Origin of the sequence: Streptomyces silvisoli, assembly GCF_029269905.1 — a bacterium.
Lineage (GTDB): Bacteria > Actinomycetota > Actinomycetes > Streptomycetales > Streptomycetaceae > Streptantibioticus_A > Streptantibioticus_A silvisoli_A.
Genome location: NZ_JARJBC010000004.1, coordinates 276,603 through 296,777, shown reverse-complemented (window position 1 = coordinate 296,777; position 20,175 = coordinate 276,603). Strand labels below are relative to the sequence as shown.

At 72.3% G+C, this 20,175-nt stretch carries 17 protein-coding genes and 1 tRNA gene; 9 read left to right on the top strand and 9 right to left on the bottom strand.

The genetic code is table 11. From position 1 onward, the window contains the following. Window positions 1–146: 146 nt before the first annotated feature. From P3G67_RS09250 to P3G67_RS09235, 4 genes are all read right to left on the bottom strand, one after another. On the bottom strand, window positions 147–2,003 hold the full coding sequence (locus P3G67_RS09250; protein WP_276092991.1) for an outer membrane protein assembly factor BamB family protein: 1,857 nt from the start codon (window positions 2,001–2,003) through the stop codon (window positions 147–149). A 260-nt stretch (window positions 2,004–2,263) separates the two neighbouring features. Further along, window positions 2,264–2,515, bottom strand: coding sequence for a hypothetical protein (locus P3G67_RS09245; protein ID WP_276092990.1), 252 nt, complete (start codon window positions 2,513–2,515; stop codon window positions 2,264–2,266). Between the two features lie 125 nt (window positions 2,516–2,640). Further along, window positions 2,641–3,309 (bottom strand): TetR/AcrR family transcriptional regulator, encoded by a 669-nt coding sequence (locus tag P3G67_RS09240; protein WP_276092989.1) that lies wholly within the window; start codon window positions 3,307–3,309, stop codon window positions 2,641–2,643. Between the two features lie 45 nt (window positions 3,310–3,354). After that, a complete protein-coding gene (locus tag P3G67_RS09235; protein ID WP_276092988.1) occupies window positions 3,355–4,287 on the bottom strand; it encodes an AurF N-oxygenase family protein in 933 nt (310 codons plus the stop codon). Window positions 4,288–4,473: 186 nt separating this feature from the next. Here P3G67_RS09235 and P3G67_RS09230 point away from each other — a divergent pair, with 186 nt between their 5' ends. After that, entirely contained in the window at window positions 4,474–5,598 is a 1,125-nt protein-coding gene (locus tag P3G67_RS09230; RefSeq protein ID WP_391858222.1) for a ferritin-like domain-containing protein, read from the top strand. A 13-nt stretch (window positions 5,599–5,611) separates the two neighbouring features. Here the strand turns inward: P3G67_RS09230 and P3G67_RS09225 are convergent, their stop codons facing one another. Then, window positions 5,612–6,385, bottom strand: a complete 774-nt coding sequence (locus P3G67_RS09225; RefSeq protein ID WP_276092987.1) for a DUF3824 domain-containing protein — start codon at window positions 6,383–6,385, stop codon at window positions 5,612–5,614. Between the two features lie 212 nt (window positions 6,386–6,597). Here P3G67_RS09225 and P3G67_RS09220 point away from each other — a divergent pair, with 212 nt between their 5' ends. Both P3G67_RS09220 and P3G67_RS09215 read left to right on the top strand, forming a co-directional pair. Beyond that, complete coding sequence (locus tag P3G67_RS09220; protein ID WP_276092986.1) at window positions 6,598–9,132, top strand: ATP-dependent Clp protease ATP-binding subunit; 2,535 nt, start codon at window positions 6,598–6,600, stop codon at window positions 9,130–9,132. Continuing rightward, window positions 9,129–10,298: a carboxylate-amine ligase gene (locus tag P3G67_RS09215; RefSeq protein ID WP_276092985.1), complete on the top strand. Its 1,170-nt coding sequence runs from the start codon at window positions 9,129–9,131 to the stop codon at window positions 10,296–10,298. The genes P3G67_RS09220 and P3G67_RS09215 overlap by 4 nt, the downstream gene beginning before the upstream one ends. A 107-nt stretch (window positions 10,299–10,405) precedes the next feature. Here P3G67_RS09215 and P3G67_RS09210 read toward each other — a convergent pair whose 3' ends face one another. Next, window positions 10,406–11,863 (bottom strand): penicillin-binding transpeptidase domain-containing protein, encoded by a 1,458-nt coding sequence (locus P3G67_RS09210; protein WP_276092984.1) that lies wholly within the window; start codon window positions 11,861–11,863, stop codon window positions 10,406–10,408. Further along, window positions 11,860–13,290, bottom strand: a complete 1,431-nt coding sequence (locus tag P3G67_RS09205; RefSeq protein WP_276092983.1) for an FtsW/RodA/SpoVE family cell cycle protein — start codon at window positions 13,288–13,290, stop codon at window positions 11,860–11,862. The genes P3G67_RS09210 and P3G67_RS09205 overlap by 4 nt, the downstream gene beginning before the upstream one ends. A gap of 198 nt (window positions 13,291–13,488) precedes the next feature. Here P3G67_RS09205 and P3G67_RS09200 point away from each other — a divergent pair, with 198 nt between their 5' ends. From P3G67_RS09200 to P3G67_RS09185, 4 genes are all read left to right on the top strand, one after another. Further along, entirely contained in the window at window positions 13,489–14,142 is a 654-nt protein-coding gene (locus P3G67_RS09200; protein WP_276092982.1) for a pentapeptide repeat-containing protein, read from the top strand. Between the two features lie 327 nt (window positions 14,143–14,469). Continuing rightward, entirely contained in the window at window positions 14,470–15,855 is a 1,386-nt protein-coding gene (locus P3G67_RS09195) for a cellulase family glycosylhydrolase (RefSeq protein WP_276092981.1), read from the top strand. Between the two features lie 17 nt (window positions 15,856–15,872). After that, window positions 15,873–16,841, top strand: a complete 969-nt coding sequence (locus P3G67_RS09190) for an FAD-dependent oxidoreductase (RefSeq protein ID WP_276092980.1) — start codon at window positions 15,873–15,875, stop codon at window positions 16,839–16,841. Further along, window positions 16,838–17,326 carry a hypothetical protein gene (locus tag P3G67_RS09185; protein ID WP_276092979.1) on the top strand — a complete coding sequence of 163 codons (489 nt, stop codon included), beginning with the start codon at window positions 16,838–16,840 and terminating at the stop codon, window positions 17,324–17,326. Before P3G67_RS09190 ends, P3G67_RS09185 begins: the two co-directional genes overlap by 4 nt. On the opposite strand, the gene P3G67_RS09180 is transcribed toward P3G67_RS09185, so the two are convergent. Together P3G67_RS09180 and P3G67_RS09175 are read right to left on the bottom strand one after the other, a co-directional pair. Next, window positions 17,231–17,833 carry an AAA family ATPase gene (locus P3G67_RS09180; RefSeq protein ID WP_276092978.1) on the bottom strand — a complete coding sequence of 201 codons (603 nt, stop codon included), beginning with the start codon at window positions 17,831–17,833 and terminating at the stop codon, window positions 17,231–17,233. The two genes, P3G67_RS09185 and P3G67_RS09180, sit on opposite strands and share 96 nt — an antisense overlap. 561 nt (window positions 17,834–18,394) lie before the next feature. Continuing rightward, window positions 18,395–18,466: transfer RNA gene (locus tag P3G67_RS09175), tRNA-Arg, on the bottom strand. Window positions 18,467–18,652: 186 nt separating this feature from the next. Here P3G67_RS09175 and P3G67_RS09170 point away from each other — a divergent pair. Then, the gene (locus P3G67_RS09170; protein ID WP_276092977.1) at window positions 18,653–19,087 is read left to right on the top strand and encodes a response regulator; all 435 of its coding nucleotides are present in this window, start codon (window positions 18,653–18,655) and stop codon (window positions 19,085–19,087) included. A 63-nt stretch (window positions 19,088–19,150) separates the two neighbouring features. Beyond that, window positions 19,151–20,167, top strand: a complete 1,017-nt coding sequence (gene nrtL, locus P3G67_RS09165; protein ID WP_276092976.1) for an ArgS-related anticodon-binding protein NrtL — start codon at window positions 19,151–19,153, stop codon at window positions 20,165–20,167. Window positions 20,168–20,175: the final 8 nt, after the last annotated feature.

The window sequence follows — 20,175 nt, the reverse complement described above, 5'->3', positions numbered from 1 at the left end:
CACCTTTCGTCGGGCGCGTCCGATCCTGTCATGACTCGTCATACCTTCGTCAGAGAAAGCGGAATTCGTACGTGCGAATCCGGCGTGAGTCATCACCCATCGGTTTGATTCCGGGTCGCACGCGCGGTGGATACGTCGACGGAGGGTCAGTCCATGGGCAGCGCTTGCAGGATAACCCCGTTGCGTACGAACAACCGCTCGTCCAGGAAGGCGATCCTGGTCCGGCCGGAGCCGGTCCGCGTCGACCGGTAACTCCAGGCGGCCCGGCGCCGGTTGAGGTCGAACGCACTGATCCAGACCTGGTCGTCACCGGTGGCCGCGTACACCCGGTCGCGGTAGACGACCGGCGCGTCGGCGGTCAGCGGCGGCACGGGCGCCGCGCAACTCCACAGCCGCCGCCCGGAGTCGGCGTCGAGCGCCAGCAACCCGGCGCTTCGCTCGGTGGCGTACACGACACCGCCCAGCACGGCCGTATCGCCGTACCCGGCGCTGCGCGAAGTGTCGGCGGTGCGCCACGCGATCCGTCCGGCGCCCAGGTCGACGGCCGCGATCCCGCAGCCGGTCGAGACGTACGCCCGGGTGCCGTCGGCGGCCGGACGGCCGTCCCGCTCGCCGCCCAGCCGGGTCCGGGCCAACTGGCGGCCGTCGCGGGTGTCGTACGCGGTGAGGTAACCGCCGTCGACCACGAGGAGCCGGGCGCGGTCGACGGTCGCCTGTGGGGTGGCGGTGCGGTCGGCGCGGGGGAGCCGGGTGCGCCAGCGCTGCTCACGGGTGGCCAGGTCGTAGGCGAACAGGCAGACGGTGTCGCGCCGGGCCGCCGCCACGTAGCAGGTCTCGGTGTCCGAGGCGAGGACTCCACCGCCGATGGGCGCGAACCCCGATGGGAGCGGCAGTTCCCAACGGCGGTGCCCGCGCGTCGAGTCGAGTGCGGCCAGGGTCGGTGGCCCGGTGTCCCGGGCCTGTCCGGCGACCAGCCCGTCCCCGGTGAGCTGGGCCTCGGCCGCCGGGCGGAACGCGGCCGTGCGCCAGCGGCGTTGGCCGCTCGCGCAGTCGAGCCCGGTCAGCGACCCGTCGGTGCCCGCCAGCACCACGGTGCGCTGGTCCACCGGCAGCGGCGGGGCGTCACCGGGCGGCCCCTTGGCGTAGGTCCACAGCGGGCGCGGCGCGACACCGGGCGGCCGGGTCTCGGTCGGCGTGACGGGCAGCGGACTTGACGGGTTGGCACCGGCTCCGGCGGCCGTCGGCGGCCGTCCGCGCACCAGCGCCGCCGCGATCCCGGCCAGCGCGGCGCCCACCACCGAGCCCGCCGCCGCGAGCACCGTCGTCCGGCGGGAGGGTCCGCCGGGCCCCTCGGCGATCCGCGCGGGGTCCGGGCCCCGGTGCGGCTCCGCGGCCAACAGGCGGGCGACGAGCGGACGCACCTCGGGCGGTACGGCGGACAGGTCGGGTGGATCGATGTCGCCGGTAGCGGCGTAGAGCAGTGTCGCGCCGAGCGCCCGCACGTCGTCCGCCGGACCGTCGGTGACGTCGGTGACCGTGACCATCGGCTCGGACTCGGCCAGCGTGACGCCGCCGGGGGTCAGCCGTGGGCGCGGGGCCCCGGCGCGGCGGGCCGCGTCCAACGCCCGGGCGAGCGGTGCCGCCAGCGCCCGTACGGCGGCGCCGGACAGCGGGCCGTGCTCGGCGACCGCGTCGGTCAGCCGCGGCCCGGGAAGGTGCTCGGTGGCCAGCCACGGGCGGTCGCCGGACTCCTCGGCGGCCAGCACCTCGGCCGCGTGCCGGCCGCCGATCGCGTGCGCCGCGCGCACCACCGAGCCGAACCGGTCGCACGGGCCGTCACCGCGCGCCAGCAGGAGCGTCGCGGTGCGACCGTCCCCGGCGCGGGCCAGATAGCCGGTCGCCGGGGAGCGCGGATCGTCGTCGCCCAGTCTGCCGAGCAGCTCGAAGCCGCCGACGCGTGCGGGATCGTCGGCGGTGAGCGGCTGGAGGCGCGCCGGGTCCATCGGCTCCTCCCCACGGGTCGCACTCGGGCGGTCACTTCCGAGACCGGCCGCCGGCCGGCGCGCCGGAGCGGGTCAAGGGGCGGGCGGCGTGCCGGTCCCGGCGGACCGCCAGGCGTGGGAGGCGGACCGGCCGCGCGCCCGCTCGCAGCACGCAGCCAATCGGCCCCGGCCAGCCCTGTCAACGGTCTGGACGGGATACCGGAGCTACCGGCCGGTTTCACCACGGGGGCGCGCGATACGGCGGAGGTCGCGCGCCGTTGTCACGCTTTGCTCCATGGCCACTTCAGCCGCTGCCGGTCGCGCCCTTCGGGGTCGAACTCGTACCGCCAGCGGGTCCTTCGCGGCCTGCCCGCGGGCGCCAGCCGGTACACCAGCACGGTCTCCGGCGCGCCGTCCGTACCGGGCACCGGGACCCGGTACACCTTCGGCGGCCTGCCGGTGAGGCCGACCAGCACCGGCATGACCCGTCCGTCCAGCGGACCGCCGCTGAACTCGCTCTCGTCGCTTCGCACGCCTTCAGCATCGCACCGGCTCACTCGCGCGGCTGTGCGGGAAGGGGCGGGTCGCGTTCGCCGCCGCCGACAGGCCGCTGACGTGTGCTTCGCGGCTGTCGCCCACCCGTCGCCCGGCACCGCCCTCAGCGGACGCTTCGCGGCTGCCCTTCCACGGCGGCCAGGAACCCGGACAGGACCTCGCTGGACTGCGGGTCGCCCGCGGCCGTCGCGGTGAGCACCGCGACGAAGTGGTCGATCAGCCAGTCGCGCAACTGGTCGGCGGGCGGCTGCCGCCCCTCGTCCAGCCAGATCAACGAGACCGTCTCCACCGCGGCGATCCACGACCGTACGGCCATCCGCAGCATCAACCCCGGTGCCGGTACGCCGAGATGGACGAAGACCTGCTCCGCCGCGGCGCGCCGCACCTCGTCGATGATCGCGGTGGTGCGGCTGGTCTCGGTGACGCAGCCGCCGCGCACCAGCGCGGAGAACCCGGCGTCGTGGTCGGCGACGAACGCCAGATAGCGGTCCAGGGCGTTGCGCAGCCGCTGCGTGGGAGTGCCCGCCGGCGGTTCGGTGAAGCAGGCGGTCAGCTGCTCGGCGGCGCTGCGCAGCGCCGCCTCGTAGATCTGCTGCCGGCCGCCGGGGAAGTACCGGTAGACCAGGGGGCGCGAGGCGCCCGCGGCGGAGGCGATGTCGTCTATGGACACCTGCTCGGGCGGCCGATGGCTGAACAGGTCCAGTGCCGCGACGAGCAGTTGCCGCCGCCGTTCCGCGACCGGCAGCCGCCGGTAGGCCCCGCTTTCGCCCATATGCGCAGCCTAGCCGGGGGTCGGCCCGGGCCCGGGGGCAGGGGCTCACCCCAGCAGGCCGGAGCTGAGCCAGAGCCTGCGGCCGGGGCCGCGCAGCACTCCGATCTCGTCCAGGAAGTCGGTGAGCCGTCCCGCCGAGCGGCGCATCACCTCGCGCCGGTGCGGACTGCTGCGCGCCTGCTCCAGCGCGTAGCCCGGGTTGAGGCCCACCGACTCGTACACCTTGGGGCTGATCAGCGACATGGCGACCACCCGCGCGGTCTCGCCGGACATCAGCCGGGTCAGCCCGGCCTCCCAGCGTGGCGCGCCGGCCATCTGGCGGCGCAACTCCTCGCGTGCGTACCGCACATGGCGGGCCTCCTCCACCACGTGGATCCGGGTCACCCCGCGCACCAGCGGCTGGACCCTCTCGTCGGGGAAGGTCTGGCGCTGCATCCAGTCCAGGATCTCCTCCACCAGCAGCGTCGCGGTGAACGATCCGGGCGTGGTGGACACCGTCTTCATCAACCTGGCCAGATTGTGGTGCAGCCTGCTCGGCCGGTACACCGGTGTGCCGTACTTCTTCACCAGCCGGGCGAACATCATCGAATGGCGGCATTCGTCGGCGGTTTCGGTGAGCGCGTACCGCACATGGCGGCTGGTGGGGTCGATGTCGTATATGTGCCGCATCAGCAGCTGCATCAAGATGACCTCGAACCAGATTCCCACACAGGCCAGCGAGGCCGATTCGTGCTTGCTCAACTCGATCCGCTGCTCATCGGACATGTGCCGCCAAAGCGGCGTGTCGTAGAGCGAGCACAGCTCGGGCGGCCAGAACCACATCCCGTCCTCGAACGGGGCGTCCCAGTCCAACTCCCGGTCCGGGTCGAAGGAGTGCCTGGCGGACGCGTCCAGCAGTCGCTCGGCCACCTGCTCGCGCTCCTTGAGCAGCCCGATCCCGTCCTGTCGGCCGTTGGTCGTTCCCTGTGTCACGGTCATCTTGCTGCCACCTCAGGCAAGTTGGGCTCGGGAGTTACCGGCGGTCACCCCCTTATGAGACGTGTTGTCAGCAAGGCCGTCAATACCTCCGGCCGAAGTTGTTGACCCCCCGGTAACCAGCGTGTGACGCTGCCCGCAGAGCCGTCCCGCAGTACGACCCGTCCCGCGAGGGGGAGGAGACGCCCGGTGTCCACTCATGAGCTGTACGCCCAGCGCCCTGGTCAGTCCGGTGCCGCCGCCATGGACTGGTCCGTCCAGTCCACCGGGCAGGCCCGCTTCACCTGGGAGTACGACGACGGCCGGGACCGTCTGCTGGCGCTCTACCAGAAGGGCAAGGACAAGCAGTGGGACGGTGCCAAGCGCATCGACTGGGACCTTGAGGTCGACCCGTACGACCCGCTGGGCGTGCCGGACCAGAACATGACGCTCTACGCGACCCCGTACTGGGACAAGATGAGCGAGCGCGACCGGCGGGACCTGCGCCGCCACTACGCCTCCTGGCAGTTCAGCCAGTTCCTGCACGGCGAGCAGGGCGCGATGGTCTGCGCGGCCCGCATCGTGGAATCCGCCCCTGATCTCGACGCCAAGTTCTACTCCGCGACCCAGACCATGGACGAGGCCCGGCACGCCGAGATCTACGCCCGGTTCCTGCACGAGAAGATCGGAATGCTGTATCCGATCAACGACGACCTGCAGGCCCTGCTCGGCGACACACTGCGCGACTCGCGCTGGGACATGCCGTACCTGGGAATGCAGGTCCTCATCGAAGGACTGGCGCTGGCCGCCTTCGGAATGCTGCGCGACACCACGGACAAACCGCTGCCCAAGCAGATCCTCGCCTACGTCATGCAGGACGAGGCGCGCCATGTCGCCTTCGGCAGAATGGCGTTGCGTGACTACTACAAGCAGCTAACCGACGCGGAACTGCGCGAGCGCGAGGAATTCGTCATCGAGGGCTGCTATTTGATGCGCGACCGGCTGCGCGGCGCCGAGGTCCTGGAGAACTTCGGCATTCCGGCCAAGGAGGCCATTGAGCTCAGTGAACGCTCCGAATACCTGGCGCTGTTCCGCAGTTTGCTGTTCAGCCGCATCGTCCCGTGCGTCAAGGACATCGGCCTGTGGGGCGAACGGCTGCAACGCGCCTACGTGGACATGGGCGTCTTCGAGATGGGCGACTCCAACCTGGACCTGCTGATGGCCCAGGACGAGGAGATCGCCGAACGGCTCGACGCGGAACGCTTCGCCGCCGAGGAGGCGGCCCGCACCGAGGAGATCGCCCAGGCGATCCGCGAGGGCGCCCAGCCGTCCTAGAGGCCGCCGGGGCTCAGAGTTTGACCCGCACCTCGTCGCGGATCGTGTTCACCTCGTCGGCGAACGCGTTCAGGTCGACGGAGTCGGGGCTGACCGTCAGGTTGACCCCGGTCAGCTTCATCACCGCCGCGACGGTGCCGGAGTCACCCCACACGCACACCGGCGCCGGCAGTGTCCGCACGCCCACCCGCGTGTTCAGCACCTCGCAGGACAGCGACTCGGCCGAGCCGGTCGGGGTGATGACCTTCGACGAGACGGCGACGCTGGTGTTGGCGCCGTGCTCCATGCCCTGGAGGAAGTGCTGCCGCGCCGTGCCGGGGTCGTCGATCGTGCCGTAGAAACCGGACACGACCACCCCGTCGACGGTGCCCCCCGACGCCGCACGGTACGTGCCGCCGGAGCCGTGCAGATCGTGGGCGCCGTAACCGTCCCGGACCGGCATGCCGCTGTCCAGTTTCTGCGAAAGGTCCTGCTGCAACGCGTACTTGCCGTTCTCCAGCGACGGCGGCACCGACAGCCGGTACTCCGCCCGCGTCCCCGCGCCGCCACCGCTCAGCGCGAACAGCAGCCCGGCGCCGCCCACCGCGAAGAACGCGATGGCGCCGACCACGACGGCGATGACCCTGCCGGTGTTCCGCTGCGGCGGCAACGGCGGCGGTACCGCCCAACCGGCCTGCGGCGGCTGGGCGTACGGCCCGAAGTAGCCCTGCGGATACGACTGCTGGTACGGGTGCTGGACGTACGGCTGCTGCTGCCCGTACGGCGACTGCGGCGGTGGTGTGCTCACGGTGACAGGTCCCCCCTGCGGTGAATGACGAGCGAACGCCCGGCCGCATCCTCTCGTACCGCGCAGGTGGCCTGATCAGGCCCCCGCGCCTGGCGGAGGTCTGCCTGGCGGGCTGCCGTGCGCGGGGTGAGACTGGGAGTCGTACGCGCGCACGACGTACCTCAGTGCGGTTCGCCGCGCCTTCCGCCGCAGGGCCGAAGGAGATGACGCCCATGCTGTCAGGTACTCCTCGCGACCCCCGCCGCGACCGGGGCTCGGACCCCTTCGACCTGCTGGGCAGGTTCCTCGGGCTGAGCCCGCAGTCCGCGCCGCCCGCCATGGAGCGGGTGCCGATCGGGCGGCTGCTGAGCGACTCCGCCCGCGAACTGCTGGCCGCGGCCGTGCGGCGGGCCGAGGAGGACGGCAGCGCCGACCTGGACACCGACCACCTGCTGTGGGCCGCCACCCAGGTCGAACCCTCCCGGACCACGCTGGCCAAGGCGGGCGCCGACCCCGACCGGCTCGCCGCCGAGCTGGCCGAGGTGCTGCCCACCGGCGCGCTCGCCGAAGGCGAGGAGCCGCAGCTCACCCCGGCCGCCAAACGCGCCCTGATCACCGCCCACGCCCTCGCCCGGGCCGGCGGCGCCTCGTACATAGGGCCGCAGCACATCCTCAGCGCCCTGGTCGAGCAGCCGGACAACGCCGCCTCCCAGGCCCTGGCCGCACACGCCGCCGCCCCCGGCACCCTGCGGACCGCCGGCGAGCCCACCGGCCGCGAGGGCAGCAGGACCCCGACCCTGGACGAGTACGGCCGCGACCTGACCGAGGAGGCACGGGCGGGCCGCCTCGACCCGGTGGTCGGCCGGGCCGACGAGATCGAGCAGACCGTGGAGATCCTCTCCCGCCGGGCCAAGAACAACCCGGTGCTGATCGGCGAACCCGGCGTCGGCAAGACCGCCATCGTCGAGGGGCTCGCCCAACGGATCGGGGGCGGTGACGTACCCGAGTCGCTCGCCGACAAGCGGGTCGTCCAGCTCGACCTGGTCGGCATGGTCGCGGGCTCGAAGTACCGCGGCGAGTTCGAGGAGCGGCTCAAGAAGGTGCTCGACGAGGTCAAGGCCACCGAGGGCGGACTGATCCTGTTCGTGGACGAGCTGCACACCGTGGTCGGCGCCGGCAGCGGCGGCGAGGGCGCCATGGACGCCGGGAACATCCTCAAGCCCGCGCTGGCCCGCGGCGAACTCCACCTGGTGGGCGCCACCACCATCGACGAGTACCGCAGGTACGTGGAGAAGGACCCGGCGCTGGAACGCCGCTTCCAGCCGGTACTGGTCCGCGAGCCCACCGTCGAGGAGACCGCACAGATCCTGGAGGGGCTGCGGGACGCGTACGAGGCCCACCACCAGGTGCGGTTCTACGACGACGCGCTGGTCGCCGCCGCCGAGCTGTCCGACCGCTACATCAGCGACCGGTTCCTGCCCGACAAGGCCATCGACCTCATCGACCAGGCGGGCGCCCGGGTCCGGCTGCGCTCCCTCGGACGCAGCGCCGAGGTGGTGGCCGCCGAGGACCGCGTGACCAGGCTGCGCCGGGAGAAGGACGAGGCGGTGTCCGCCGAGGACTACGCCCGCGCCGAGGAGCTGAAGGCGCAGATCTTCCGGGCCGAGGAGGAGTTGGCGCGGATCGGCGAACGCCGCGAGGGCGTGGCCGCGGTCACCGCCGACGACATCGCGTCCATCGTCTCCACCCGCACCGGCATCCCGGTGGACAAGCTGACCTCCACCGAACGGGAACGGCTGCTGAAGCTGGAGGAGGCGCTGCACTCCCGGGTGGTCGGGCAGGAGGAGGCGGTCACCGCGGTCTCCGAGGCGGTGCGCCGCAGCCGCTCCGGCCTCGGCGACCCGGACCGGCCGGTGGGCTCGTTCCTGTTCCTGGGGCCGACCGGTGTCGGCAAGACCGAACTGGCCAAGGCGCTGGCCGAGTTGCTGTTCGGCGACGAGGGCCGGCTGATCCGCTTCGACATGAGCGAGTACCAGGAGCGGCACACCGTCAGCCGCCTGGTCGGCGCCCCACCCGGCTACGTCGGCCATGAGGAGGCCGGTCAGCTGACCGAGGCGGTACGCCGCAAGCCCTACAGCGTGCTGCTGTTCGACGAGGTGGAGAAGGCCCACCCGGACGTCTTCAACCTGCTCCTCCAGGTGCTGGACGACGGGCGGTTGACCGACGCGCGGGGCCGCACCGTCGACTTCCGCAACACCGTCGTCATCATGACCAGCAACATCGGCGCGCGCCGCATCCAGGACATGGCCGACCGGCCGATCTGCGATATCCGCCGAGCCATCGAGCCGGACCTGCGCGCCCAGTTCCGGCCGGAGTTCCTCAACCGGATAGACGAGACCATCGTCTTCCACCCGCTCAGCCGGGACCACCTGTCGGTCCTCACGGAGCTGATGCTGGAGCGCAGCCGCCGACGGCTGCACGCCCAGGACCTGGAGCTGGAACTGACCGAGGCGGCCAAGCAGTGGCTGGCCCACACCGGCTACCAGCCGGAGTTCGGCGCGCGCCCGCTGCGTCGGGTCATCCAGACCGAACTGGACAACCGGGTCGCCTCGCTGCTGTTGTCCGGCGCCGCCGAACCCGGTGACACGGTGGTGGTCGACGTGGTCGACGGCAACCTCAGCTGCGCGGTCCGGCACCCCGAGAAGACCGAGCGGGGCAAGCCCCCGGAGCAGTCCGAGCAGGACAAGCCCTCAGGGAAGTCGTCATGACCCCCACCGAAAGGCAGGTGCCGATGACAGACCGGACGCAGCGCCACTCCGGGACCCACGCATCCGCGAAGCCGCTGATGGGCGTGGAGGAGGAGTACATGGTGGTGGACCCCGCCACCCGCGGCGTCGCCGCGGCCGCGGCGATGGTGGTGAAGCGGGCCGCGGTGGACCTGAGGGACGCCGTGTCCACGGAGGTCGGACAGTTCCAGTTGGAGGCCCGCACTCCGCCATGCGCCGAACTCAGCGATCTCTACCGGTATTTGCGCCAGTCGCGGGCGACGGTCGCCGCTGCGGCAGCCGCGGAAGGGCTCGGCGCGGTCGCCACCGGTGCGACCACGCTCGGTGGGGCGCTTCCCCTGCAGATCACCCAGAAGCCGCGGTATCTGGCCCAGTTGGAGACCTATCGGGAGCTGATGGACGAGCAGGCCATCTGCGCCAGCCAGGTCCACATCTGCGTACCCGACCGGGAACGGGCCGTGCTGGTCAGCAACCATCTGCGTCCCTGGCTCCCCGCACTGATCGCGCTGTCCGCCAACTCGCCCTTCTACGAGGGCCGGGACACCCGGTACGCGAGCTGGCGCTGGCTGCACTGGCAGCGCTGGCCGGTGTCCGGGCCGCCGCCGTACTTCCACTCGCTGCGTGAGCACGACGAGTTGGTCGACGCGTTGGAGGAGGGCGGGGCGCTGGTGGACCGGCGGACGGTCTTCTGGGACATCAGGCTCTCCAGCCGCTACCCGACCCTGGAGGTGAGGGCCTGCGACATGCCGGTGACCGCCGAGGAGAGCGCACTGCTCGCCGCGGTGGTCAGGGCACTGGTGGTCACCGCGGTACGAGCCGTGGAACGCGGCGACCCCGGCCCCGACCTGCCCACCACCCTGCTGCGCGCCGCCTGCTGGCGGGCGGCGCGCGACCAACTGGCGGCCGTCGGTCTTGATCCGCGCACCGGGCGGGCCACCGCGCCGGGCAGTCTGGCGGACGCCCTGCTGCGGCACATCCGTCCGGCACTTGAGGAACTCGGCGACGAGCAGACGGTGACCGAGGGCCTGCGGCGGCTGAGCGCGGTCGGGCCGGGCGCGGTACGGCAGCGCGCCGCGTACGAGCGCCGGGGGCGGCTGACCGACGTGGTGGACTTCCTGCTGGCCCAGACCCCGGCCGGGACGCTGTGAGGGGCGCCGCGCCGGCAGCGCCCTGAAGGGGCGCGGGAAACCGCGCGGCCAGCCACAGTGGTGCCGCGGACGGGCGACCGCACATCGCCGCACTCCCAGCCGAGCGCTCAGCGGCCCAGCACGGCCCGCATCACCGCCTGGGCGATCGGTGCCGCGTTGCCGCCGCCGGAGATGTCGGCGCGGTTGGCCGCCGCGTCCTCCACCACGACGGCCACCGCGACCGGCGCCGTGCCCGAACCCGTCGGCCTCGCCCAGGAGATGAACCAGGCGTAGGGCGTCCCCACGTTGCCCACCCCGTGCTGCGCGGTGCCCGTCTTGCCGCCCACGTCCACCCCGGGAATCCGCGCGCTGGTGCCGGTGCCCTGGTTCACCACGTCCAGCATCATCCGCTGGAGCAGCGACGCCGTGCGCGAACTCATCGCGCGGCCCAGGGCGTTGGGGCGCGTGACGGCGATGACCGAGCCGTCGGCCCTGGTCTCCCGGTCGATGAGATACGGCCGCATCACCGTGCCGCCGTCGGCCACGGCGGCGGCGACCATCGCCATCTGCAGGGGCGTCGCCCGGGTGTCGTACTGGCCGATGGACGACAGGGCGAGCTGGGCCGCGTTCATGCCGGTGTCGAAGACGCTCTCGCTGACTCCCGACGGAATGCCCAGGTTCGGGTCGTCGAAACCGAACGACCGTGCGGTGCGCACCATTGTCGGCAGCCCCACGTCGTCGCCGAGCTTGCCGAAGACGGTGTTGCAGGAGACCTGGAAGGCATAGCGCAAGGTGGCGTTGGAGCAGCCGCCGGACTCGTTGGTCAGCCGGGTCGCGGTGTTCGGCAGCGGGTACGGGTCGGGGGAGTCGGTGGCCGCGTCGATGTCGGTGATCCGTCCGCTGTCCAGCGCCGCGGCTGCGGTGACCACCTTGAACGCCGAACCGGGCGGGTAGGTCTGCCGGATCGCCCGGTTGAGCAGCGGCTGGTCAGGGGAGGCGGTCAGCCGCTGCCAGGCGACCACGTCCGAGGCGCCGGTGCCGGCGAAGCTCCCCGGGTCGTACGTCGGCGAGGAGACCAGCGCCAGGATCCTGCCGGTGGTCGGTTCCACCGCGGCCACCGCGCCCTTCCGGCCGCCCAGCCCGGTGAACGCGGCCTGCTGTGCGGAAGGGAGGACGGTGCTGCGCACCCGCCCGCCCGGATTCCGCTCGCGGGCGATCGCGTTCCACAGCGGGAACGCGGCGAGCCGCGGATCGGTGCCGGACAGCACCGCGTCCGCCGCGTTCTCCAGCAGCGTGGTGCCGTAGGTCTGCGAGGCGTAGCCGGTGACGGGCGCGTACAGCGAGCCGTCGCGGTAGGTGCGCCGGTACCGCAGCTGCCCGCCGGTGTCCCTGGAGCCGGTGACAGTGGCGCCGCCCACCAGGATGTCGCCGCGCGGCTGCCCGTAGCGCAGCAGGACGGTGCGCCGATTGGCCGGATTGCCGTTGTACGAGCCGGAGTTGACCACCTGCACCCGGGTGGCGTTCACCAGCAGCGCGACCAGCAGCAGCAGGCACAGGACGGCGGCGTGCCGGATGTGGCGGATCACCTCTCGTCGTCCTCCACCGGCCGTACCGCGGCGATCTCACCGGTATCGGCGGTCAGCGGGCGGGGCGCGCGGGCCGAGTCGCTGAGCCGGACCAGCAGCGCGACGATGATCCAGTTGGTGACCACGGACGAGCCGCCCTGCGCCAGGAACGGCATCGCCATGCCGGTGAGCGGGATCAGGCCCATCACCCCGCCCGCGATCACGAAGACCTGGAGGACCACGATCGACGCCAGCCCGACCGCCAGCAGCCGCCCGAACGGGTCGCGCACCGCGACCCCCGCCCGGTAGCCGCGGGCCACCAGCAGCGTGTAGAGGAGGAAGATCGCGGCCAGGCCGGTGAGCCCCAACTCCTCGCCCGGGGTGGCCAGGACGAAGTCGGACTTCACCGCGAAGCCGATCAGGATCGAGTGGCCCCTTCCCAGTCCGGTGCCCAGCAGTCCGCCCCCGCCGAAGGCGAACAGCGACTGCGCGAGCTGCCCGGCGCCCTGTCCGGCGGCGATGCTGGCGAACGGATGCAGCCAGTTGTCGACGCGGCTGTGCACATGCGGCTCCACGGTGCTGACCGCGTAGGCGCCCGCGGCGGCCAGCAGCAGGCCGATGACGATCCAGCCGGTGCGGCCGGTGGCCACGTAGAGCAGGAAGACGAAGACCCCGAAGAACAGCAGCGAGGTGCCCAGGTCGGTCTCCAGGACCAGCACCCCGATGCTCACCGCCCAGACCACCAGGATCGGCCCGAGCGCCCGGCCGGTGGGCAACCGCAGCCGGCCGAACAGGGTGCGCCCGGTGTATGCCAGGGCGTGCCGGTTGGCCGCCAGGTACGCGGCGAAGAACACCGCGAGCAGGATCTTGGCGAACTCGCCCGGCTGGAACGACAGCGCGCCCAACCGGATCCAGATCCTGGCGCCGTTGATCGCCGGAAAGAAGATCGGCACCACCATCAGCACCAGTGCGACGGCCATCGACACGTACGCGTAGCGGGCCAGCACCCGGTGGTCCCGCAGCAGCACCACCACCGCGACGAACAGGCCGATCCCGAGCGTCGACCACACCATCTGGGTGGGCGCCGCCGCGTTCCCCGGCGTCTCCAGGTCCAGCCGGTAGATCAGTACCAGCCCCAGCCCGTTGAGCAGCAACGCGATCGGCAGCAGCAACGGATCGGCGTACCCCGCCCGCCAGCGCACCGCCAGATGCGCGACGGCGGCCAGCACGGCGAGCGCGGCCCCGTACTCCGCCGCGCCGCGCGGCACCGAGCTGTGCCGGGCGAGACCCACGTTGACGTAGCCGTAGACGCTGATCAGCACGGCGGCGGCCAGCAGCGCGGCCTCCGTGCCACGCCGCTCCGGCACCCGCACGGCGGGCACAAGCACCGGGCGCGGCGCACCGGCCCCCGCGCCAGAGGCGGCGCCGGGCGGGCGGTGGTGGCTCATGGCGGCAACCTAGCAAGCGGGTGCCGGTATCCGACTGATATCCACAACCGGGGGCGTGGGGGCTCGCCCCCACGTCCTGTCCCGTCGCATCGGCGAGCAACCACGACGGCGGAGCCCGGCGGTGCCGAACCGGCCGCACCCCGAACCAGAAGATCCGCCGGAAGGGCGACTGTCAGAGCCCCTCGCTAGCGTGTCCCCATGAACGCGCCACGGGAACTCGCCGACCTGCCGTACGCCGAGCTGCTCCAGCCGCACCGCGGCGGGCTGGCCGCTGGCCGGCGGTACGACACGGTGCGGCTCGACGACCTCACCCTCCAGGACGAGCGGGCCGAGGACACGCTGTTCCTCGAATGCGCCATCACACAGTGCGCGATAACCGGTGGCTCGCTGCGCGCCGCCCGCTTCAACGAGGTGTGGATACAGGGCACCCGCCTGGTCGGCACCGACTGCGCGCAGACCAACTGGCTCGACTCCACGGCCGACTCCTGCGTACTGGCGGGCACCGAGGCCCACGGTGCCCAGCTGCGCCGGGTGACCTTCCGCCAGTGCAAGTTCGACTCGGTCAACCTGCGGGCGGCCACCCTGCGCGAGGTCCGCTTCGAGGACTGCGTGCTGCGCGACGTCGACCTGGGCGGCGCCCGCCTGACCGACGTGTCGTTCCCCGGCACGGCGCTGGAGCGGCTGCGGCTGGCACGGGCCACGCTGAAGCGGGTCGACCTGACAGGGGCCGGCCGACTCGACCTCGCCGACGGCTACGACGCGCTGAGCGGTGCGCTGATCAACAGTGCTCAACTCGTCGAGTTGGCACCGGCGTTGGCGGGCGCGCTGGGCATCGAGGTGGCGGACGGCTGAACGCCGGAGCCTTGCCGGGCACACGTCCGGGGCCGGGTGACACTCGGCCCGGGCGCATCCGGGGGGTGCTGCCACGCCCGGACCGAGTGCCCTCAACCTACTACACGGTTGTAGACGATAGGAGGGGGGCGAAGTGAAGGCAGGGCAAAGTCCTTGTGTTCACCATCTTGTCGCGAGCATGATTGGCCGCCATGCTCATGGGCCATGTGCCGGGGTCTGGGGCTGCGTCTGAGACTGGGTCGAACCGTCGTGGCATGCGCGGCGGCGGTGAGTGTGCTGGGGGCGGCCGCACCCGCCGGGGCGGCCGGCGGGGCAGCGGGGGCGCCCGTGGCGCGCCCATTGGAGACGCCCGCGGGGACCGTCACCACTCATGGCCGCACCTACCTGGCCGACGCGCGGGGACGAGCCCTGCAACTGCACGGCCTCAACCTGGGCAAGACGGAAGCCGTCACCGAGCCCGCCGTGGCCCAACTCGCCGCCAGCGGCTTCGACCTCATGCGGCTGGACATCCAGTGGAGCCGCGTGGAACCCCGCAGGGGCCGTTACGACACCGCGTACCTCCACTACCTCGACAACGTCCTGAGCTGGGCCGACCGCTACCACCTACTGGTACTGGTCGACTGGCACCAGGACGTGTACGGCCCCCGGTTCGGCGGCGACGGACTGCCGCGCTGGGCCACCCGTACCGACGGTCTGCCGTTTCACCACGATCCCGGCGACTGGTTCGCCGACTACTTCCAGCCGGCCGTTCAGGCCGCCTTCCGGCACCTGTACGACGACCCGGACCTGCGCGCCGCCCAGTCGGCCGGGTACCGGACGGTGGCCCTGGCGCTGCGCGGCCACCCCTCGCTGCTCGGGTACGACCTGTTCAACGAGCCGAGCGGGCCGTTCCCCGGCGACCCCACCGACCCCAGGGTCCAGATCGCCGCCTCCGCCGCGCTGGAGCGCGGACGGCTCGCCGCGATGTACCGCAGGGCGATCGCCGCGGTCCGCGCGGTGGACCAGCGCGCCTGGCTGTTCGTGGAGCCGACCGTCCTGGTCGGGGAGGGCGTACCGACCCGGCTGCCCGGCTTCACCGACCCGCGGGTCGGACCGCCTCGCCTCGGCTACGCCCCGCACTACTACGACACCGCGGTCGAGTCCGGCGCCGACTGGAACCCCGGCGACGGCTTCATCGCCGCGTACCAGGAGGCCATCACCCGCTACCCGGCCGCCCACCGGCTCCCCGTGCTGGTCGGCGAGTGGGGTCCGCCGTCCGCCACCACCCCCGGCAACGCCCGGCTGGTGACCCGACAGGTCGCGTCCATGCGGCGGTTCGCGACCGGCTGGACCATGTGGTACGACTGCCGCGCCGCGGGCGGCGCGGGCTACTGCGGGTACGACGCCGACGGCCGGCCCGCTCCCGGCAAGCAGCCCGCGTTCTGGCCGTACGCGACGGCGGTGTCCGGAACCCCGGACGCCGAGTCGTACGACCCGGCACATCACACGTACCGCCTCACGGCGACCCTGCGCCGCACCATCGGCCGAGCGGAAACGCAGATCATCCTTCCGTCCACCGCCTTCCCGAACGGCGTCCGAGTCTCCGTCTCCATGAGATCGGGGATACTCATCGACCAGCCCACCCGCCAACGACCGGGAGTGGTAAGGGTGTTGCCGGTGCACGGCCGCCCGGGGGAGCGGGTCACCGTCAACGTGTCAGACCGGACCGACTGAGAGGCAGCGCCCAAGGCATGTCACCCGACTCATGTGACGCGATCGTGATCGGCGGCGGGGTCATCGGACTGACCACGGCCATCCGGCTGGCCGAGTCCGGCGTGGGGGTACGGGTGTGGAGCCGCGACCCGGTGGACCGCACCACGTCCGCGGTCGCCGGGGCGCTGTGGGAGCCGTACCGCATCGAGCCACGGGACCGCGTCGCCGCATGGTCGCGCCGCACCTTCGAGGTGCTCGGCGAACTCGCGCGGCGCCCGGAGGAGACCGGCGTCCGCCTGGTGCCGGGCGTCCAGGCGCTGGAAGGCGATCTTCCACTGCCGTACTGGACGGACACCGTCCGCGATCTGCGGCGGGCCGAGCCGCACGAGCTCCCGCCCGGATACACCTCGGGCTTCCGCGCCAGCCTCCCGCTGGTCGACATGCCCACGCATCTGGACTACCTCTGCAGGCGCCTGGTCGCGGCGGGCGGCACGCTGGAGCAGCGCACGGTCGGCAGTCTCGCCGAGGCGGCCCGCCACTGCCCGCGCATCGTCAACTGCACCGGCCTGGCCGCCCGCGACCTCGTCCCCGACCCCCGGGTGCGCCCGGTCCAGGGCCAGCTGGTGATCGTGGAGAACCCGGGCCTGACCGAGTGGTTCGTGCGCGCGGGCGACGAGGGCGCGGAAACGGTCTACCTCTTCCCCCAGCCGTACGGCCTGCTGCTGGGCGGCACCGCCCGCGAGGACGTGTGGGACACCACCCCTGATCCGGCGGTGGCCGCCGCCATCATCGACCGCTGCGCCGCGATCGACCCCCGGATCGCCACCGCCCGCGTCCTGGAGCACCGCACCGGCCTGCGCCCGGTCCGCGACGAAGTGCGCCTGGAACGCGAGGAGTCGGCGGACCTGAAGGGCGCGGTGTGCGTCCACAACTACGGCCACGGGGGCGCGGGCATCACGGTCTCCTGGGGCTGCGCGGAGGAGGCGGCGGAGGCGGTGCGCAAGTGAGGCCGTCGCTCAACGCCGTGCAGCGCGCTGTCACGGCGATCGTGCTGGCGCTGGGGTTCCTCGCGCTGATGTCGTTCCTCAGCGTGACCGCGTGGAAGACGGCGAACACCGATCTGTCGACGCTGACCAGGGACCTGTCCATCGTGGCCACGGCACTGTTCGGGGCGGTGATCAACCCCAACGGCAAGCCCCGGGAGGGGCGTTGGCGGGACTTCGAGTCCTGGGTGTGGATCACCCTGACCGCCGTGGGCCTGACCGGTGTGGTCATCACCGGCGTCGCGGTCACGGTGCACGGCAACCATCCCAACAGCGTGCCCGCGCTGACGGCCGCGGTGCTGGCGTTCGCGGGCCTGTTCGTTGACACGTCCAAACTGGCCCACCCGGTCGCCTCAGTCGAACCGAATGTGCCGAACGCCGACCGCGTACCGGCGCAGCCGACCGCGCAGCGGGCCACCGGTGGCGGGGGCGATGGGCAGCCCGGCTGACCCGGCGATGCGGTCGGCTACCTGCGGAACCGTCAGTGCGTCCGTCTGGATGTGCTCGGCGAACTCCTTACCGCCCAGCCGCTCCAGACACTCGTCGAGCCGCCGTACGGCGAAGCTCTCCCACTTGACCCCGCGGCCCCATCCGCGCTCCCTGAGCCGCCGCAACACGGTCTCCCGTTCGGCGAGCAGCGCGAAGTGCCGCACATCGTGCCCCGCGGCCCGCAACTCCCCGACGATCTCCGCGAAGTAGCGCGGCTCGACCAGCGTCATCGGCGCGATGACCGTCCCGCCGTGCCGCCGCAGCACGAGGTCCAGCACCTCCCGCACTCCATGCCGCCAACTCACCAGGTCCTGGAAGTCCCCCCGCATCCCCTTCGGCAACATCCGGTGCAGCCCGAACCCCACATGCTCCGGATCACACACCACGCTTCCCGCCAACCGCCGCCGAAGCTCGTACGCGGTCTGCGTCTTCCCGCCCCCGAACGGGCCGTTGATCCAGAGCAGCATGGGGCGACGATAGCGAAGCCGCCCTACCCCGAATCGCGAAGCGGCCGAATCGTCTCCCCTGTCGCCCCATCCACCAACGCCCTGTGTCCCAGCCGTCGTTGGAGACGCACCGTGACGCCGTCGATGCGCACGTCTGCGGCGCAGGCGCCACCTGGTGGCGGGTCGTGCTCAACCCTGCGAGCCGTCACCCGCACCACGGTGGCCGTCTCCTCAGCCGCGGCCGAAACGACCGAACAGCCACCACCGGCAATCCGCAGACGCAGCACGCGCCCCGACGGATCAACCCGCACCGGCGGAACGACCGGCTCGGCCCCGTTCGGCGTGGAGTACACCGACGGCGCCACCCGAGGCGCGCCCGGCGCGTGGCCACACCCGGCCAACATCCCCGCGGCGGCGACGAGGGACAACCCGCATGCCACGCGCCGCTCGGCCACCACGCTTCCCCTCCTCGAAACGCCACGCTGACCCGCGTACGTGATCACCGTCATGGCACCGCAAGCACAAAGACCCCGCCACCAGCGTTCTCGCTGGGCGCGGGGTCTTTCGGCACCTGGATCAAGGTGCCCCCGGCAGGATTCGAACCTGCGCACACGGCTCCGGAGGCCGTTGCTCTATCCCCTGAGCTACGGGGGCTTGTCGGCCTTGTGGCGGCGACGGGTAGAACCCTACCAGCTTCTGGAGGGTGGGTGTGTACAGGGTTTTTGTGGGGGGTACCGCATGGTTCGGGGGTGCGTCCGTGCGTTGCGGAAAGCTCCCTCGCACGGGGAAGAAGTGGGTAAAACGCGGACGCAACCGGTGGTGCGCGCCTAGGCTTCAGATGTGCAGGGCGCGTCCGGGCGGGTTCTTGTCGTCGACGACAACAAGGTCATCCGACAGCTGATCAGGGTCAACCTCGAACTGGAGGGTTTCGAGGTCGTGACCGCGGCTGATGGTGCGGAGTGCCTGGACATCGTGCACCAGGTGCGGCCCGACGTGGTCACCCTGGACGTCGTCATGCCGCGGATGGACGGGCTGCGGGCCGCCGCCCGGTTGCGGGCCGACCCGCGTACCCGGCATCTGCGGATCGCGATCGTCAGCGCGTGCAGTCGGCCGGAGGTCGAGGACGGGGAGCGGGCCGCGGTGGATGCTTTCCTCGCCAAGCCGTTCGAGCCCGCGGAGCTGGTGCGGATGGTACGGCGGCTGATGCACGCCGGTCCCGCGGCCGATCCCGAGCAGTCGGAGGGGCTTCCGGCGTCCAGCCCGCGGTGCTCGTAGGCGACCGCCCAGTACGTGAAACCCATTCGCGGGACCACCCCCCTTCTCGCCTACGCTTTCCTTGTGACCCCCGCCGAGCTCTCCCGGACCGTGCTGAGTACGGTCCGCCATGCCGTGGAGGCTGATGAGCTGCGGGTGGCCGTGCCCGAGCGGGTCGTCGTGGAGCGCCCGCGCGGACCGCGGCAGGGGGACTACGCGACCAACGTCGCGCTGCGGCTCGCCAGGGCGGCGGGGCGGCAGCCGCGGCAGGTCGCGGAGATCCTGGCCGGGCGGCTCGCCCGCTGCCCCGGGATCGCCCGGGTGGAGATCGCCGATCCGGGGTTCCTGAACATCACGCTCGAAGCCGCCGCGCACGCCGGACTGGTACGGGAGGTGCTGGCGCGGGGCGCGGCCTACGGCCACAACAGCTCGTTGGCCGGTACCCGCGTCACCCTCACACACGACGGCGAACCGCGTGCCGCAGCCGTCGCCGAGGCGGGCAACCGGCTGCTGCGGGCGTGCGGGGCGCAGGAGGGGCCACCGGAGACGGTACGGGTACGGCCAGCACGCTCGGGGCATGAGCACCCCGCCGCCGACCCCGGTGCCCGCGCCGAACGCCTCTCGGCCCTGACTCCCGACGCCGCCCGCTGGGCCCTGCTGCGCCCGCCCCCCGGCGACACCCCCCGGCTCGACCCCGCCGAACTCCTCGCCCAGCGGGAGTCGAACCCCCTCTTCCGCGTCCAGTACGCCCATGCCCGTACCCGTGCCCTGCTGCGCAACGCCCGGGACCTGGGCATCGCGCCGGATCCCGACGGCCGCTACGGCCATCCGGCGGAGCACCGGCTGCTCGGTGTGATCGCCGACTTCCCGCGCATCGTGGAGGCCGCCGCCCGGCACCGCTCCCCGGACCGGGTCGCCCGGCACCTGGAGCTGACGGCCGACGCCTTCTTCGTCTGCCATGACATGTGTCCGCATCTGCCCCGCGGTGACGAGAAACCCTCGGCCGCCCACCGGGCCCGGCTGTCGCTCGCCGAAGCGGCCGGGACGGTGCTCGCGGGCGGCCTGACCCTGCTCGGCATCTCCGCGCCCGAACACCTCTGAGGAGTTTC